At 64.3% G+C, this 16,877-nt stretch carries 15 protein-coding genes; 6 read left to right on the forward strand and 9 right to left on the reverse strand.

Features of this window, described 5'->3' with window-relative positions; genetic code table 11:
* Positions 1-24 precede the first annotated feature (24 nt).
* Positions 25-864, forward strand: coding sequence for a TerC family protein (locus ACVIGA_RS39575; protein ID WP_456670300.1), 840 nt, complete (start codon positions 25-27; stop codon positions 862-864).
* A gap of 42 nt (positions 865-906) precedes the next feature.
* Here the strand turns inward: ACVIGA_RS39575 and ACVIGA_RS39580 are convergent, their stop codons facing one another.
* Together ACVIGA_RS39580 and ACVIGA_RS39585 are read right to left on the reverse strand one after the other, a co-directional pair.
* Positions 907-2,145, reverse strand: coding sequence for an acyl-CoA dehydrogenase family protein (locus tag ACVIGA_RS39580; protein ID WP_456670301.1), 1,239 nt, complete (start codon positions 2,143-2,145; stop codon positions 907-909).
* 138 nt (positions 2,146-2,283) lie between these two features.
* Positions 2,284-3,129 carry a LysR family transcriptional regulator gene (locus tag ACVIGA_RS39585; RefSeq protein WP_456670302.1) on the reverse strand — a complete coding sequence of 282 codons (846 nt, stop codon included), beginning with the start codon at positions 3,127-3,129 and terminating at the stop codon, positions 2,284-2,286.
* A 109-nt stretch (positions 3,130-3,238) separates the two neighbouring features.
* Between ACVIGA_RS39585 and ACVIGA_RS39590 the strand changes: the two genes are divergently transcribed.
* A complete protein-coding gene (locus ACVIGA_RS39590; RefSeq protein ID WP_456670303.1) occupies positions 3,239-4,195 on the forward strand; it encodes a quinone oxidoreductase family protein in 957 nt (318 codons plus the stop codon).
* 65 nt (positions 4,196-4,260) lie between these two features.
* On the opposite strand, the gene ppx is transcribed toward ACVIGA_RS39590, so the two are convergent.
* From ppx to ACVIGA_RS39610, 4 genes are all read right to left on the reverse strand, one after another.
* Positions 4,261-5,763: an exopolyphosphatase gene (ppx, locus tag ACVIGA_RS39595; RefSeq protein WP_223968014.1), complete on the reverse strand. Its 1,503-nt coding sequence runs from the start codon at positions 5,761-5,763 to the stop codon at positions 4,261-4,263.
* A gap of 12 nt (positions 5,764-5,775) precedes the next feature.
* The gene (locus tag ACVIGA_RS39600; RefSeq protein WP_223968013.1) at positions 5,776-7,980 is read right to left on the reverse strand and encodes an RNA degradosome polyphosphate kinase; all 2,205 of its coding nucleotides are present in this window, start codon (positions 7,978-7,980) and stop codon (positions 5,776-5,778) included.
* 132 nt (positions 7,981-8,112) lie between these two features.
* Complete coding sequence (locus ACVIGA_RS39605) at positions 8,113-8,790, reverse strand: P-loop NTPase family protein (RefSeq protein WP_375780662.1); 678 nt, start codon at positions 8,788-8,790, stop codon at positions 8,113-8,115.
* Between the two features lie 96 nt (positions 8,791-8,886).
* Positions 8,887-9,429: a CDP-alcohol phosphatidyltransferase family protein gene (locus ACVIGA_RS39610; RefSeq protein ID WP_223968011.1), complete on the reverse strand. Its 543-nt coding sequence runs from the start codon at positions 9,427-9,429 to the stop codon at positions 8,887-8,889.
* Between the two features lie 160 nt (positions 9,430-9,589).
* On the opposite strand from ACVIGA_RS39610, the gene purM reads away from it, so the two are divergent.
* On the forward strand, positions 9,590-10,663 hold the full coding sequence (gene purM, locus ACVIGA_RS39615) for a phosphoribosylformylglycinamidine cyclo-ligase (protein WP_223968010.1): 1,074 nt from the start codon (positions 9,590-9,592) through the stop codon (positions 10,661-10,663).
* Positions 10,660-11,310 (forward strand): phosphoribosylglycinamide formyltransferase, encoded by a 651-nt coding sequence (gene purN / locus ACVIGA_RS39620; RefSeq protein ID WP_456670304.1) that lies wholly within the window; start codon positions 10,660-10,662, stop codon positions 11,308-11,310. The genes purM and purN overlap by 4 nt, the downstream gene beginning before the upstream one ends.
* 90 nt (positions 11,311-11,400) lie before the next feature.
* Here purN and ACVIGA_RS39625 read toward each other — a convergent pair whose 3' ends face one another.
* The gene (locus ACVIGA_RS39625; RefSeq protein ID WP_021079877.1) at positions 11,401-11,604 is read right to left on the reverse strand and encodes a cold-shock protein; all 204 of its coding nucleotides are present in this window, start codon (positions 11,602-11,604) and stop codon (positions 11,401-11,403) included.
* Positions 11,605-11,935: 331 nt separating this feature from the next.
* Positions 11,936-13,084: a ribonuclease D gene (gene rnd / locus ACVIGA_RS39630; RefSeq protein ID WP_456670305.1), complete on the reverse strand. Its 1,149-nt coding sequence runs from the start codon at positions 13,082-13,084 to the stop codon at positions 11,936-11,938.
* Positions 13,085-13,767: 683 nt separating this feature from the next.
* On the opposite strand from rnd, the gene ACVIGA_RS39635 reads away from it, so the two are divergent.
* Positions 13,768-14,979: an OpgC domain-containing protein gene (locus tag ACVIGA_RS39635; RefSeq protein WP_456670306.1), complete on the forward strand. Its 1,212-nt coding sequence runs from the start codon at positions 13,768-13,770 to the stop codon at positions 14,977-14,979.
* Complete coding sequence (locus ACVIGA_RS39640; protein ID WP_456670307.1) at positions 14,976-15,680, forward strand: hypothetical protein; 705 nt, start codon at positions 14,976-14,978, stop codon at positions 15,678-15,680. Before ACVIGA_RS39635 ends, ACVIGA_RS39640 begins: the two co-directional genes overlap by 4 nt.
* On the opposite strand, the gene ACVIGA_RS39645 is transcribed toward ACVIGA_RS39640, so the two are convergent.
* The gene (locus ACVIGA_RS39645; RefSeq protein WP_456670308.1) at positions 15,674-16,822 is read right to left on the reverse strand and encodes an acyltransferase family protein; all 1,149 of its coding nucleotides are present in this window, start codon (positions 16,820-16,822) and stop codon (positions 15,674-15,676) included. The two genes, ACVIGA_RS39640 and ACVIGA_RS39645, sit on opposite strands and share 7 nt — an antisense overlap.
* Positions 16,823-16,877: the final 55 nt, after the last annotated feature.

A 16,877-nucleotide genomic window follows, 5' to 3' on the forward strand; every position in this document is an offset into this window, starting at 1 on the left:
CCGCAGGGCCGAATAGGACTCGCTGTGGACTGGCTGTGGCAGATCTTTGATCCGGCGTACATCGGCGCGTTCTTCACCGAGTTCAAGAACGAGATGGCGACCCCGACCTTCTGGGTCGCCGTCGGCAAGATCATCTGGATCAACGTCCTGCTGTCGGGCGACAACGCGCTCGTGATCGCGCTCGCCTGCCGCGGGCTCGCGCCGCGCCAGCGCCTGTGGGGCATGATTCTCGGCGCCGCCGCGGCGGTGCTGCTGCGCGTCATCTTCACGGGCATCGTCGCCAGCCTGATGGAGCTTCCCTACCTGAAGCTGGTCGGTGGACTGGCGTTGATCGTGATCGCCGCCAAGCTCCTGGTGCCGGAGCAGGAGGACGAAGACAGCGTGCACACGGCCTCGCATCTGTGGGCCGCGGTTCAGATCGTCGTGGTCGCCGACATTGTGATGAGTCTCGACAATGTGATCGCGGTCGCCGCTGCCGCCAATGGCAGCGCACCGCTGCTGGTGCTCGGACTTGCGATCAGCGTTCCCCTGATCGTTGCGGGTGCGGCGCTGATCATGGCGCTGCTCACCAAGCTGCCGGTCCTGGTCTGGGCCGGCGCCGCGCTGCTCGGCTGGATCGCGGGCGACGTCATCGCGACCGATCCGGCCGTGCATCCCAAGCTGAATGCGCTGTTCGCCGGACCGCTCGGTGCCAGGCTCGATTCCTGGCTGACTTCGATCGGGATGTCGCCGCAATTCGCCCATGGCGGCAACGGCGGCGAGATCACGCTCGCCGTGCTCGGCATCGTCGTGGTGCTGGTCATGGGATCGATCTGGCGCCGTCACACGCTCCGCAAGGCCAAGCACGCCGCCAAGGCGGCGTGACGGGCACCTGCGATGTCCCGCTTCAGGCGGGCCGTCCGATCGTCAACGGAACGCATCGATCCCGGTCAGCGCGCGTCCGACGGCAAGCGTATGAATTTCATGCGTGCCTTCGTACGTCGAGACAGCCTCGAGATTGATCATGTGGCGGATCGGCGAAAATTCCAACGTAATGCCGTCACCGCCGTGTAGGGCGCGAGCTTCACGTGCGACGTCAAGACCTGCCTGAACGTTCTGCAGCTTGCCGAGGCTGAGCTGCGCGGCGGTCACGCAGCCCTGTTCTCTCAGGCGGCCCAGATGAATGGCGAGCATCATGGCGTGGCCAACCTTCGAGCACATCACCGCAAGGCGCTGCTGCGTAAGCTGGAAGTTCGCCAGCGGACGGCCGAATTGTGTTCGCGCAAGTGATCGCTCCAGCGCGGCAAGGAAGCAGTCGCGCGCCGCTCCCGCCGCGCCCCAGAGAATCCCGTAGCGCGCTTCGCTGGTGCAGGACAGCGGCGCGCGCGAGCCGGAGGCGAGGGGAAGCAATGCCGATGCCGGCAGCCGAACGTTGCGGAGGCCAAGCTCCGTGGAGGAGGAATGGCGCATCGCCACCTTGTCGCCGATGTCCACGGCGCTGAAGCCGGCCGTTCGGGTCGGGACGACAAAGCCGCGAATGCCCTCGTCAGTCTTCGCCCAGACGATTGCAACGTCGGCATCCACACCGTTGGTGATCCAGCGCTTCTTGCCGTTCAGTACCCAATCGGGACCATCTCGTCGGGCCACCGTCTGCATGCCGGCGACGTCGCTGCCGGCAGTGGGCTCAGTCATCGCGAAGCAGCCGACGGCCTCGCCGGTGGCAAGCCGCGGCAACCATTCGGAGCGTTGCTCCGGCGAACCGTACTCGGCCAGCGCAAACATCACGAGGTTGTCCTGCGTTGAGACGAGCTGGCGAAAGGCCGTGTCGCCAGCTTCGAGCTCGAGCATCTGCAGGCCGAAAGAGACCGCGGGCGGAATCCGAGCCGCAGTCTCCCCGATCAATCTGCCGAACATTCGGTGCTGGCCGAACAATCTCGTCAGTTCGCGAAGCGGCGGCCTTGTCTTGAACCAATCCCGCGTATGCGGCTTCAGTTCTTTTTCGACGAATTGCCTCACGGCATCGCGTTCACAACGCTCCGCAGGCGTGAGCAGCGAGTCGAGCGCGAGAAAGTCAGCCGGGCTCGAAGTGTCCTTGCCATGAAGCACTTCCGGTAGCAGCCATACGTGCTCAGCAGCGTCATGTTCCACCAGCGATACGTTCGCCATATCGAATCGTCCTCCTTTGCGCGACGGGCATTTGCCTGCCAGCGACCTGTGCATCGCGATGGTGCGGAGGAGAACTGCCGATCTTTGCGCAGTTCGTGTGCGCAAACGCGCAGAAGGGTTGCTACGGGATGTCCCGGCTCACCTCAGGCATTGGGTGATCGCCACGAGGTGATCGATCACGACGCGGATGCGCGCCGAGCGACCGATGTCGGGGTGATAGACGAGCCACAATTGGCGCGTGGCTTCCTCGCTTTCAGCCACGCAACGGAGCTCCTCGCAGTCCTCCGCGAGCACGTGGGGGACGGCGGCGAGCCCCATCCCGGCGCGAGCACCCGAAATCAAGGACACCAGGTCGTTGGCCAGCATCACAATGGGCCGGTCCCCGGCGAATTTGCGTAACCAGCGTTGTTGCGGGGAGGCGTCAAGCGCCTCGTCGTAGGCCAGAAAGACCCGCTCTTCCTCAGCGACCTCGTCGAGATAGGTGCGCGCACCATAGATCCCGTATCGCAAGCGACCCAGGTTCCGGATCGTCAAGCCGCCGTCCTCGGGGCGCGACAGCCGCAACGCGATGTCGGCTTCCCGGCGTGCGAGGCTTGCTGCCGCAGTCGCGCCGAGGACGTCGAGAACGAGACCGGGATGATTGCGGCCCAAGGCCGCAAGGCGTGGAACAAGCCAAAGGCTCGCGAACGCAGGCGGCGCGCTGATTCTGACCCGGCCATTGACCGCCGCTTCACCGCCTTCAAGGCGCTGAATCGAGAAGACAGCTTCTTCAAGCGCGCCGACGCGCTCGGCGATGCGTTCGCCTTCGGCCGTCAGCACGTATCCGCGGGGCAGGCGATCGAACAGCTTGATCTTGAGCGCGCGCTCCAGGCTGTCGACGCGCCGGGCGACCGTCGAATGGTCGGCACGAAGCCGGCGGGCGGTGGCCGAGAGATTGCCCTGGCGCACCAATTCGGCAAAGAAACGGAGGTCATCCCAATCCATATGCGAATTTTTGCACAGAAACTGCGCGCGGATAAGGAATTCTTGCGCGCAGGTGCTCCCCCTAGGTTGGTCTTATCACTGGAGACCACCAATGACCCTGAGCATTGCCATGACCGCGCCCGGCGGCGTCGACGTCCTCGAGCCGGTTCGCGCGGACCTTCCGCGCCCGGCGGCCGATGAGGTGCGGCTGCGTCAAACCGCGATCGGAGTTAACTTTGTCGATATCTACCAGCGCATGGGGCTCTATCCCGTACCCGGCATGCCGGCCGTGCTTGGAGTGGAGGGGGCCGGCGTCGTGGAAGCGGTCGGGACCGAGGTCAAAGCGTTCCGCATCGGTGACCGTGTCGCCTATGCCGGCCTGCCGCTCGGCGGCTATGCCGAAGCCCGCAACCTGCCGGCCAGCAGGTTGGTGCGCATTCCCGACAGCATCGACGACAAGACCGCAGCGGCCGCCATGTTGCGCGGGATCACCGCACACATGCTGCTCGATCGAGTGTGCCCGGTTCGCCAGGGCATGGTGGTGCTCGTGCACGCCGCCGCGGGCGGACTTGGATTGATCCTTACGCAGTGGGCAAAGCGCCTCGGCGCAACCGTGATCGGTACGGTCGGGTCCCTCGACAAGGCGGAGCTTGCGCGCAGCCATGGCCTCGATCACGCGATCCTGTATCGCGAGACTGATTTTGTTGCGGAGGTGCGTCGTCTGACCGACGGTACCGGCGTCGACATCGCCTATGACGGTGTGGGCGGAGAGACGCTGACTCGGACGCTCGATGCGATGAAGCCGTTCGGTACGGTCATCAGCGTCGGCCAAGCCGGCGGATCCTTGCCGGCAATCGCGCTCGGCGAGTTGGTACCCCCTCGGTCATTGTCACTCGCGCGGCCCAGCTTCTTTGCCTATGCCGGCGATCCAAAATCCTACGCCCGTGCGACGGCGGCCCTGTTTGAGCAACTCGGACGCGGTCTGAAGATCAAGATTGGCGCCGAGCTTGCGCTGGGCGATGCGGCGAAAGCCCATCTCCGTCTCGAGCAAGGCGCAACCGTCGGGTCGATTCTGCTCCGGCCGTAACGGCCGGCGGAGTTTTCAAATCGAATCCCCCGGGAAGGGAAGTCCGGTTCGATCCAGAAACGCTCCTAGCGCCGCACGATCGAGCCGGCACGCCCGACCAGCCGCGCCAGTTGCTTGAAGCGGCTGCCGACGCGGTCGGCGACCAGATCCACCATCCGGTGCTCGAACACCAGCATCAGCTTGCGGCCCTGGGTGCGGAAATGTGTCGCCGGCAGCACGCCGGTGCGCGCCGCCGTGATCAGATGGGCGACACGGAACGCGGCGCCGAGCACACGCGCGCGCTCGTCCATCGCCGGCGTCACCAGCGCGCGGATCTGCGGTGGCGGTTCGTTCTCCTCGCTGAGGCCGGCGTAGCGATAGAACACCGACAGCGCGACGAAGGCGCGGCCCTGATGGGTGATCGAGCCGAAATTGCCGTTCATGATCAGGCTGAGGGTTTCCTCGCCGCGATGATCGGGATGCACGCGCCAGCCGATGTCGGAGAGCAGGCAGGCGACGTGACGCAGCCTGCGGTCTTCCTCGGTCTCGCGCAGCCGGACGACGCGCACCAGCCGGTCGGTCCACGCCGTCAGCTCCTGGGCGTGGCGGGCAGAGCGCGACAGCAATTCGTTGAGGTTCTGCGCGGCACAGACCAAGCCGTCCTTGGCGCGTTCGGCCTGCGGCAGCATCTCGTAGAGCAGGCCCTCGCGCACGCCGAAGGTCGAGAACACGATGGTCTTCGGCTGGGCCACGCGGATGATGTATTCGAGCACGAGCGCGGCGTAGGCCAATAGCGGCCGCCGCGCATCGGCGATGGATTCGATGTTGGCGAGCATGTTGGTGGCGGCGAGCCGCCGCAGCCGCTGCGCGAAGTCGAGCGCGTCCGCCGCCGGAATCGAATAGCCGTGCATCACCTTGAGCGGGTAGCCGCTCTGGATGATGTGGATGCGCGCCAGCGCGCGCCAGGTGCCGCCGACCGCGTAGAAGGTGCGGCCGCGGCCGGTCTTGAGCTGGGCGACGCCGAGCAGTTCGTTCTTGACGATGCGTTCGGCGCGCTTGAGCGATTTGTTCGAAAGGTCCTGCAGTGCCAGGCTGCCGAGCGGCAGTGTCACGCCGCTGCGCACGCGGTTGCCCTTGACGTCGATCAATTCGAGCGAGCCGCCGCCGAGGTCGCCGACGATGCCGTTCGGATTGTGCACGCCCGAGACGACGCCGAGCGCAGACAGCTTCGCTTCACGCGGTCCGGTGAGAATCTCGATCTTGGCGCCGCAGATGCGCTCGGCCTGGGCGATGAAGTCCGGGCCATTCTTGGCATCGCGGCAGGCCGCGGTCGCAATCGCGTAGACGCGGCCGACCTGCTGGATTCGGCACAGCGCGCGAAAGCGGCGTAGCGCGGTGAGCGCCTTGTTCACCGCATCGGTTGCGAGCAGGCCGGTGCTCTGCACCTCGCGTCCGAGCCCGCACAGCGCCTTCTCGTTGAAGATGGTGATGAGGCTGCGCGCCATCGCCTCGTAAACCACGAGACGAACCGAGTTCGAGCCGATATCGATCACAGCGACGCTGGAAGCGCGCTTCCGCGGCCGCTTCACCGTAAGGCCCCCTTAAGACGATGGCTGCTGACGCTCGTTACGACGCGTGAGACGGCGCGGTGAAGATTCCTTGAGAGACTTACCACGGCCGGACAGACTCGGATTTGTCATAAAATAGTCATGCAGATTGAAAGGCTCTTCGCCTTTCGCGGCCTTCATACGCGTTGACGATCCGTCCGGCAACAATTGCCAGCTCTGCTCGGTGTCCTTCAGGTTCGCGACCATGATCTGTTCGAGAACCTGCTGATGCACCGTGGGATTTTGCAGCGGACAGAGCACCTCGACGCGGCGGTCGAGGTTCCGCGGCATCATGTCGGCGGACGAGATATACACAGCAGCTTTTGCGCTCGGCAGGCCCTGGCCCATGCCGAAGCAATAGATTCGGCCGTGTTCCAGGAACCGGCCGATCACCGATTTGACGCGGATGTTCTCGGACAATCCGGGCAGTCCGGGCCGCAGGCAGCAGATGCCGCGCACCACGAGTTCGATCGAGACGCCGGCCTGCGAGGCCTCATACAGCGCGTCGATGATGTCAGGATCGACCAGCGCGTTCATCTTCATCCAGATCGCGCCGGACCGGCCATGCTTGACGTGGGCGATTTCGCCGTGGATGTGCTCGATGATCCGCTTGCGCAATGTCAGCGGCGACACCGCCATCTTCTCGATGTCGCTCGGCTCTGCATAACCGGTGATGTAGTTGAACACCCGCGCGACGTCGCGGCCGATGATCGGGTCCGACGTAAAGTAGGAGACGTCGGTGTAGATGCGGGCGGTGACCGGATGGTAGTTGCCGGTGCCGGTGTGCACATAGGTCGTGAGATTGCCGCCCTCGCGGCGCACCACCATCGACAGCTTGGCGTGCGTCTTCAGCTCGATGAAGCCGTAGACGACCTGGACGCCGGCGCGTTCGAGGTCGCGCGCCCAGCGGATATTGGCTTCCTCGTCGAACCGCGCCTTCAATTCAATCAGCGCGGTCACCGACTTGCCGGCTTCGGCGGCATCCGCCAGCGCGCGCACGATCGGCGAGTTGTTCGAGGTGCGATAGAGCGTCTGTTTGATCGCGACCACGTCGGGATCGCGCGCCGCCTGTTGCAGGAACTGGACGACGACGTCGAAGGATTCGTAGGGGTGGTGAACCACGAGGTCCTTCTGCCTGATCGCGGCGAAGATATCGCCGCCATGGTCGCGGACGCGCTCGGGATGGCGCGGCACGTAGGGCGGGAATTCGAGGTCGGGGCGATTGAGGCGGGTGAGCTGCGACAGCTCGTTCATCGCGAGCACGCCGTCGACCAGGATCACTTCATCGTCTGCGGCCGACAAGGCGTGCTGTACGAAGACGCGCAGCTCTTCGGGCATCGTGGCCTCGATCTCGAGCCGGATCACCGATCCGCGCCGGCGGCGCTTGAGCGCGGTCTCGAACAGGCGCACGAGGTCTTCGGCCTCTTCCTCGATTTCGAGTTCGGAGTCCCTGATGATGCGAAACGCGCCCTGGCCCTTGACGGTGTAGCCGGGGAACAGGCGGCCGATGAACAGGCCGGTGGCCTGCTCGAGCGTGATCAGGCGGGCCGGCGCGCCTTCCTTGGTCGAGGGAATGCGGATGAAGCGGTCGATCTTGCCGGGCATGCGGATCAGCGCGTTCATCGCCTTGCCGTCGGCGATCCGCGACAATTGCAGCGCGACCGTGAAGCCGAGGTTCGGGATGAACGGGAACGGATGCGCCGGGTCGATCGCCAGCGGCGTCAGCAGCGGGAAGATGTTGTGGAGGAAGTGATCCTCGATCCAGGTGCGTTCGGACTTGGTGACGTCGCGCCCGTCGACCAGCTGGATGCCGACCTTGGACAGGAGCTCGCGCAGGTCGCTCCAGATCGCCTGCTGGTCGGAGGCGAGTTGCGAGACGGTCTTGTTGATCATCACGAGCTGCTCGGCCGGCAGCAAGCCGTCCGGACTGCGCTCGGCAATGCCCTCGCGGACCTGAGCCTTGATGCCGGCGACGCGGACCATGAAGAACTCGTCGAGGTTATTCGCCGAAATCGACAGGAAGCGGACCCGCTCCAGCAGGGGATGGCCGAGATTGACCGATTCCTCGAGCACCCGGCGGTTGAAGTGCAGCCAGGACAGCTCCCGGTTGATGAACCGCTCGGGGCTGCTCGCGATCGCGGGGACGGGCGGGAGCTCCGCCTCTTTCTCTTTGATTTCAGGTGCTTGTGCCGAGTCCATCAAGTGCTGGTCCAATTCCGGGCAGGGGGCTGGGGCGGTCTAGCCGAGGGCCGCGCAGACCATGTGATATTGCGATGACGTTTCGATGACATTGATGTTCCGCTGGCCTGCGCCGTCAAGCCGCGGGACTGCTCAAGCATCGCGCAACAGCTCCGCCGCCAGCGCCCGGGTCACCGGCCGGCCGAGCCGGAGCGCCTCGGTATCCAGGAGCTCGACCGCCTGGCGGACGGCGGCATAGGACCGCTCGATCCGGTTGGTCAGGTAGCTGACGAGCGGCTCGTCCACGCTCATCTGGCGGTCGGCACAGAACTTGACGATCAGGCCGCGGAACAGCTGGTCGTCGGGCGGCAGCAGCGTCACCGTCGGCACAGCGCGTAGCCGCGACCGCAGATCGCGCAGCTCGATCTCGAACGCCGACGGCGGGACGCGCGCCGTGATCAGCACGAAGGCATCGTCCTGGCGCGCGAGATTCATCAGATGGAACATCGCGCGCTCGTCGAAATCCGCCGGCCTCAGATCTTCGACCACCAGCGCGCCGGTAGCGAGAGCAGTGGGCACCGCGTCGGCGGTCAGGGCATGTGCCGCGGTCGAGCGCGCGCCGGCGATCTCGGCCCAGATCGCGGCGAGGTGGCTCTTGCCGGAGCCGTCAGGCCCCACCAGCAGCATGATTCGGTTCGGCCAGTCGGGCCAGCCGTCGATCAGCGCCAGCGCTGCCTCATTGGCGGGCCCCTCGAGGAAATCGTCGCGGGTCAGCTTCTCCTCGTGCGGCAGGGCCAAGGCCAATTGACGAGGTTGAACGCTACCTGCCACGCAAATCTCCAAACCACTTTATTTTAGCATGATCCCTGCGCAAACGCTTCGCGTTTGTCGCGGGAAAACCGGTTTCCACTTTTCCGGGATCGTGCGCTACCGAGCCTCAATCGTGCTCATGTGCCGCACCCACTCCACGAGATAGAGGGACACCGAACCCAAAGTAAAGATTGTGACCAGTCCCATCAGGATCACGTCGTAGGGATGCGGCTGAAAGCCGAAGCCGAGCGAGGCCAGCACCAAAGCCGCGAACGCGACCTGTGCCACCGTGTTCAGCTTCGACACCATCAGCGGCTTCATCTCCACCGGCTTGTCGAACAACCATGACACAATCACGGCGGAGACGATCATGATGTCGCGCGACACCACGAGAATCACGATCCAGCGCGGCACCGCGCCCCAGATTCCGAGTGCGACATAGATCGACACCAGCAGCGCCTTGTCGGCGAGCGGGTCGAGCAGGGCGCCGAGCTCGCTGGCCATGTTGAAGCGCTTGGCAAGGAAACCGTCGACCGCGTCCGAGACGCCGGCGATCACGAAGATCGCGAACGCGATCTCCATCTGGCTCGACACGATGGCCCAGACGATCACCGGCACCAGGATGATGCGGGCGAGGGTGATGATATTCGGAATGCTCAACTTGAATCGCTTCCCGGCTAGAAGCCTGATTTTACTCGATATCCGGCTCTTTTGCGCGGTGGCCGGGTGTTATCTACATAGTATCGCGGCAGCATTGCCGCGAGCCATTGCGCGGGGGCGGAATTCCTCGTAACCAGCCCCTTATCATCTGGAATTGGGCATGACCGAGCGCAAAAACGGGCTCACTTACGCGGATTCGGGTGTCGATATCGACGCCGGCAATCGTCTGGTCGATCTGATCAAGCCGATGGTGCGGGCCACCGCACGGCCCGGCGCGGACGCTGAGATCGGCGGATTCGGCGGGCTGTTCGACCTCAAGGCCGCGGGCTTCAAGGATCCGGTCCTGGTGGCTGCGACCGATGGCGTCGGCACCAAGCTGAAGATCGCGATCGAGACCGGCATCCATGGCGGCATCGGCATCGACCTGGTCGCGATGTCGGTCAACGACCTCGTCGTGCAGGGGGCGGAACCGCTGTTCTTCCTCGACTATTTCGCCTGCGGCAAGCTCCACCCGGAGGCCACCGCGCAGATCGTCGCGGGGATCGCCGAGGGCTGCCGCGAATCCGGCTGCGCGCTGATCGGCGGCGAGACCGCCGAGATGCCCGGCCTCTACAAGGACGGCGATTACGACCTCGGCGGCTTTGCGGTCGGCGCGGCCGAGCGCGGCACCCTGCTGCCGACGGGAGATATCGCGGCCGGCGACGCCGTGATCGGGCTGGCGTCCTCGGGCGTGCACTCCAACGGCTATTCGCTGGTGCGCAAGCTCGTCGAACTGTCCGGCGTGGCCTATGATGCGCCGGCGCCGTTCGCACCGGTGATGACGCTCGGTGCGGCGCTGCTGACGCCGACCAAGCTTTATGTGAAGTCCTGCCTGCGCGCGATTCGCGAGACCGGCGCGGTGAAGGGGCTCGCCCACATCACCGGCGGCGGCTTCACCGACAATATCCCGCGCGTGCTGCCGAAGCATCTCGGCGTCGGCATCGACCTGGCGCGGCTGCCGGTGCTGCCGGTGTTCAAATGGCTGGCCGAGCAGGGCGGTATCGCCGAGCTCGAGCTGCTGCGCACCTTCAACTGCGGCATCGGCATGATCGCGATCGTCAAGGCTGACGCGGTCGATGCGGTGACCGAGGCCTTCACCGCCGGCGGCGAAACCGTGACGCTGCTCGGTGAGGTGATCGAGGCCAAGGACGAGCATCGCGTGGTCTATCACGGTCATCTCGATCTTTCGCGATGAAGCGCCGCACAGCCATCCTCATCTCCGGCCGCGGCTCCAACATGGCCGCGCTGATCGAGGCTGCGAAGGCTGCGGATTTTCCGGCCGAGATCGTCGCCGTGATCTCCAACCGCGCCAACGCTCCCGGGCTCGAGAAGGCGGCCGCGAGCGGCATTCCGACTGTCGTCATCGAGAGCAAGCCGTTCGGCAAGGACCGCGCCGGTTTCGAGGCGGCGCTGCAGCGGGTGCTCGACGACAGCCAGGTCGAGCTGATCTGCCTCGGCGGCTTCATGCGGCTGTTCACCGCCGAATTCGTCCGGCACTGGTACGGGCGGATGCTCAACATCCATCCGTCGCTGCTGCCTTGCTTCCCCGGCCTCGATCCGCATGGCCAGGCTCTGCGTGCAGGGGTCAAGCTGTCCGGCGCGACGGTGCATTTCGTGATCCCGGAGACCGATGCCGGACCGATCGTGATGCAGGGCGCGGTCACCGTGGCTGACGACGACACGCCGGAGACGCTCGCCGCGCGCGTGATCACCATCGAGCATCGGATCTATCCGGAGGCGCTGCGGCTGCTGGCGAGCGGCCGGCTCAAGCTCGAAGGCGATCTCTGCAGGACGCAAGGCAGCGCCGCAACCGGCGGCACGCTGATCGCGCCGGCGCCTTAACGCGTGGTTGCGCAAGAGATCCCCGAAAGCAATCCCCCGGGTGATGCGGCCGGGGGAGGCATCAGGATGAATTCCGCCAGCAGCGGCCGTTCAGTGAACCTTGAGGTTCTCTGCCGACGCCTTGCCGCGGTTCTCCACCAGCTCGTACTCGACGGTCTGGTTCTCGTTCAAAGTGCTGAGACCTGCGCGTTCGACCGCCGAGATGTGAACGAACACATCCTTGTCGCCGACGGCCGGCTTGATGAACCCGTAGCCTTTGGTCGGGTTGAACCATTTGACGGTACCCTTCGGCATCGTCTCTCTCCCAGTCTAGACATAAAAAAGACGCGGCCACGTTTTCCACGTGCCACGCCACAAGCGGGCTTTCCGCTGTCTGTTCAATTCCCGGGTCTCTATATCCAAGGTCTTCAAGTCCGAAGTTTCGCCTGTCGAAGCCTTGGCTATCAACGTCGTGAAACGCACAGTCGAACGGCCGCAATCCGATTGTGAAGGGATTGCAACACGAAATCTGCGCCTTAGCAAGCGCGCTGGTTTCGCCTGACGCAACCTCAGCCTGTGCCGGTCGAACTCCGGCGCCGAGCGTTCGGCCACTGGCCGACGGCCGGACGTGCCGGAACCTGGTTTGCTAACCCCGATCCACCCGCACCACGCGGCCCTTGTCGATCGCAAGCGCGAGCTGCCCGCGCTTGAGCTTGAGCGCCGCCTCGCCGAACAGTTCGCGCCGCCAGCCGTGCAGGGCGCCGACCTCGGCCTCATCGCTGGCGGCGATCTGCTCGAGGTCGTCGACGGTGGCGATCACCTTGCTGGCGACGCCGTGGCGCTCCGAGGTCATACGGAGCAGCACCTTCAACAGCTCGACGGTCGCCGCGCCGTTGGAATTGTTTCTCGGCTTTTCCAGCTTGGGGAGCGTCGCCGGGTCGCGAGCCAGTCCGCGCTGCACCGCGGCGATGATGTCGGCACCCCATTTCGAGCGCTCGAAACCCTTCGGCAGCGAGCGCAGATTGCCGAGCTTGTCCAGCGAGGTCGGCGCATGGGTGGCGATGTCGCCGACCGCATCGTCCTTGAGCACGCGCGAGCGCGGCACGTCGCGGCTCTGCGCCTCCTGCTCGCGCCATGCGGCAACCTCGATCAGCACCGCGAGCTCGCGCGGCTTGCGGACGCGGGTCTTGAGCCGCTCCCAGGCACGCTCGGGATGGAAGTCGTAGGTCTTGGGCGAGGTCAGGATTTCCATTTCCTCGCTGACCCAGTCGCTGCGGTCGCGCTTCTTCAGATCGGCGTCGAGCGCCGCGAACACTTCGCGCAGATGGGTGACGTCGGAGACGGCGTAATGCAGCTGCTCCTCGCTCAGCGGGCGGCGCGACCAGTCGGTGAAGCGGTGGGTCTTGTCAGGGCGGTGGCCGGTGACGCGATCGACCAGCTGGTCATAGGCGATGCTGTCGCCATAGCCGAGCACCATGGCGGCGACCTGGGTGTCGAAGATCGGATGCGGGATCGTGCCGGAGAGGTGCCAGACGATTTCGATGTCCTGTCGCGCGGCATGAAACACCTTCAGCACGGCTTCGTTCGACATCAGATCGAACAGCGGCTTGAGGTTGATGCCGGGCGCCAGCGCGTCGACCACGACGGCTTCATCCGCGCTCGCCATCTGCACGACGCAGAGCAGGGGATAGTAGGTCGTCTCCCGCAGGAACTCGGTGTCGACGGTGATGACCTTGTGTTGGGCGAGCCGGTCGCAGGCGGCGGCGAGGTCGGAGGTCGTGCTAATCAGATCCATGAACAGTCCATGACGGCTTGACCACACGCGTTCTGCCGAAAGGGCAGCTATGTCAAGGGTCTTGCAGGGATTTTGGCTCTGCACCCTGTGAGGGACAGGGCATTTTTGAAGTGATTGGGCGCGATTCGCGGGCGTTTTCGGCCCGGTTGTGCCCCGAATCCGGCCGTCGTCTTGGCGAAAGCCAGGGCCCATAACCACTGGAATTCGTTGGTCGGGGCGGCCCCGGCCTCGTATGGCAACGCACCGTCATCGGCGAACCCCATCTTCGGTGTCATCGCCCGGCTCGACCGGGCGATCCAGTATTCCAGAGACGCCTGTGCTTGAGCCGAGAAGCCGCGGCGTACTGGATCGCCCGGTCGAGCCGGGCGATGACAGTTGGAGTGGCGACGTAGCTTCGCGTTTCTCGCGACATGAGTCGCCCGAGTCTTGCTCTTCGTTTGGCCGCTCTAGGGCGTCAGGACCACACGGCTTCACCGTCCGCTTCGCGTGCTCTCGTCAGCACCACGAGCTGGAATGGGAGCGGCACTTGGACGGCGATGTCACGCGAGAGTATAAGGATGTCAATGATCTTCCCCTGCTGAGCCGGATTCGCTGTCGGCTAACGCATTCCAGACCGACGCGAATTCAGGCTCCGACGGGTGCAGCTATCGCGATCTCAGAAGCAGCCGAGTGAGGGTCGTCCGATGGAGCTCCACCACGCGAACCAGATCGAGGAAACGATCGAACGCGATGTTCGGCTCGACCTGTTCAGAGGGCTCGGGTTGTGGATGATATTTCTGGATCACATCCCCAATGATGGAGCCATCGGCTGGATTACGCTGCGCAACTACGGCTTCAGTGACGCTGCGGAGTTCTTCGTTTTCATCTCGGGTTATCTTGCCGGCTTCATATACGGCCCGATCATCGCTGTAGGATTCCTGCTGTCTGCAGCGAAGCGGCTGTGGACGCGGGCGGCGCATATCTACGTGGCGCATATAATGCTGTTCCTGATCTTCACGGCCCAGGTCGCGAGAACCTCCCGACGGCTCGACAATCCGATGTATGAAAACGAATTCAACGTTTTCAATTTTCTGCAGCATCCGGATATCCTGATCGGGCAGGCACTCACCCTGCGATACAAGCCCGTGGATCTCGACGTGCTGCCGCTGTTCATTGTCTTGCTGCTCGCGTCCCCGCTGGTCATCTGGGCCTTGATGCGTCGTCCCAATCTCACCTTGCTGGCGTCGATTGTTCTCTACGTGCTGGCGCGATGGTTCGATTGGAACATCGCCTCCTATCCACCGGGCACAACGTGGTACTTCAATCCATTTTGTTGGCAGTTGCTGTTTGTCTTCGGCCAGTGGTGTGGGGCGGGCGCGTTGTCGCAGATATCGAGACTCATCCAGTCGCGGATCGTCGCGGCTGTCGCGATTGCCTGGCTGATCTTTTCGTTCCTGATCGTGATGACCTGGCATTTCCATGCGCTGGAGGCGTTCATACCGGGATGGTTGATGAAGTTCATCTACCCGATCGACAAAACGGACCTGGACATGTTGCGCTTGACCCACTTTCTCGCGCTCGCGGTCGTTGTCCATGGCCTGATTCCGCGGGACTGGCCGCCGCTGAAGTCCCGATCATTGCGTCCGCTGACCTTGTGCGGCGAGCATTCGCTTCCGATCTTTTGCCTCGGGGTCTTGCTTTCGTTCTCCGCCCATTGGGTCTTGACCCAATACAGTGGCGCAGTCATCGCACAGCTCGTGGTGAGCGCGGCCGGAATCGCGATCATGGTCGTCGTAGCGTGGCTGTTGCATCGCGCCGACAACATTCCGAATTTGTTCGTCGATGTGACAAATGCAGAGCTTCGACGAAGGATTGCCGACCGAACTGGATTAATAAGCAACAAGGAGCTGCCTTGATCGCGACGCCGCCTGGGGCTGTTACCAGCGAGCTGTTTCAAATCGCCTCTGATGTCCCGGAGCATCGCCGCGATGCCGTGCTCGACGACATCAACAGCATCATCGACACGAACTGGCTGGCGGAGGAAAGATTCTGGTCGCGCCAGCACTCACCGTTCAAGGCCGACCACGGCATTGTCCTGCTCCACCACGGCGGCGCATGCGTGGCTTACATGATCGTTCAGCGCCTGGCTGTTGCCGGCACCTCGGTGATCTATCTTTCGGGCACCGCAGTCAGAGACAGCTATCGGGGCAGCGGCTTCTTCAAGCGGATGTTCGATACGGCCATGACGGCGGAGTTCGGTGATCCGGCGGCGCCGGCAGAATTCTGCCTGTGCTGGCGGACGCGAAATCCGGTCATTTACGTCTTGGGTCGCGCGCAATGCCGAAGCGTCGTGCCGGCCATTCCGGCCGCGATACACGCGGGCGATCTCGACGAGTTTTGTCTCGGCCTGGCTGCAACCCTGTATCCTCGTCAGGCCATCGAGAAGCCGACGATGGCGATGCGGGGCGCCTATGGCGAGCTGCGCTACCGCGATGAGCCGAGGACGCAAACCTCGCCGGATGTCGACCGGTGGTTCGCGCAGACCATTCCCGACAGCGCCGATGCCGTGTTCTGCGCCGGATGGGCGCGCAATCGCTGGTCGCGGCGCAGTCAGTGATTGGCGATTTGCCCGGCCTCGACCGGGGCGGCGATGTGGCCCGGATCGATCCGTGCGTCGCGAATGCGCGACGGCCATCCGTGCCGTGACGCCAGCATCGTGAGTTTGTTCCTGACGAGATAATGCGCCGGGCCTTCGAGGAAGCGCCAGACGAACCATGCCAGCGCCACCATGCCTGCCACCACGAGCGCGGTCGAAACCGCGTCCGGCGTTGGCGTCATCAGGGGGAGGATCACGTAGCCGAGTTGCAGGTGCAGCAGATAGAGCGGATAGGTGATGCCGCCGACGGCCCTCACGACGCTGTCCGGCAGCGGCACCGACTTGATCCGGGTCGCGGCGAACACGATGCCGAGCGAAACGATGCAGATCGCGGTCACGACGCGCGGATCGAAGCTGCCATGGGTGTGGACGCCGAGCCGTTCCAGCTTGTGCACGGCCTGGAACGTCGCGGTGCCCATCGCCAGCGTCAGCAGGCTGTAGAGCCTGGTGTCGCGCCGTCCGCGGTAATGCTCGTAGATCAAGAGCCCGACGGCGAAGAAGCCGCTGTCGTCGGCCATGAACAGCTTCTCGAACAGCGGAACGTCCAGCGTCAGCTCGTTGACGAAGGTGATGGCGATCCACGCCAGGATGATGGTGTCGATCTTCCGCGGGAAAATGCCCCAGGCCAGAAACAGTGCGACCCAGACGTAGAACACGACCTCGATCACCAGCGACCAGTAGGCGTCGTCCATATAGGGCTGACCGAGCATCGGCGCGGCGATGACCAGGTTTGCCAGCCATTGGCTCCACGTCACGTGGAAATACGCCTGGCCCAGCAGCAGCGTGGTGAGGAAGGTCAGCGTCATGCAGATGACGAAGGTCGGATAGATCCGGCTGAAGCGGGCGATCGCGAAACCGACCGGCGTGCGGCCTTCGGTCGAATAGGCGATGACGAAGCCGGAGATCGCAAAGAACACGGGGACGCCGAGGAAGCCGTATTGCGCGACCGGGGCGAGGTACGGCAGCGCCACTTTCTGAACGCCGTGCGATGCCGTGCCCCAGAAGCCGTAATGGTACAGGATCACGGCCCCGACCGCGGCGAGCCGCAGCAGGTCCAGCACGGGAACCCGGGTCGGATCCGGTTGTTTGGGTACGCTCGGCATACGCCTTCAATGATGGCGGCCAGGCATGAAAGCGTTCTTAATTTGGCCCGCGAGG

Source organism: Bradyrhizobium sp. USDA 3240, from assembly GCF_054063295.1.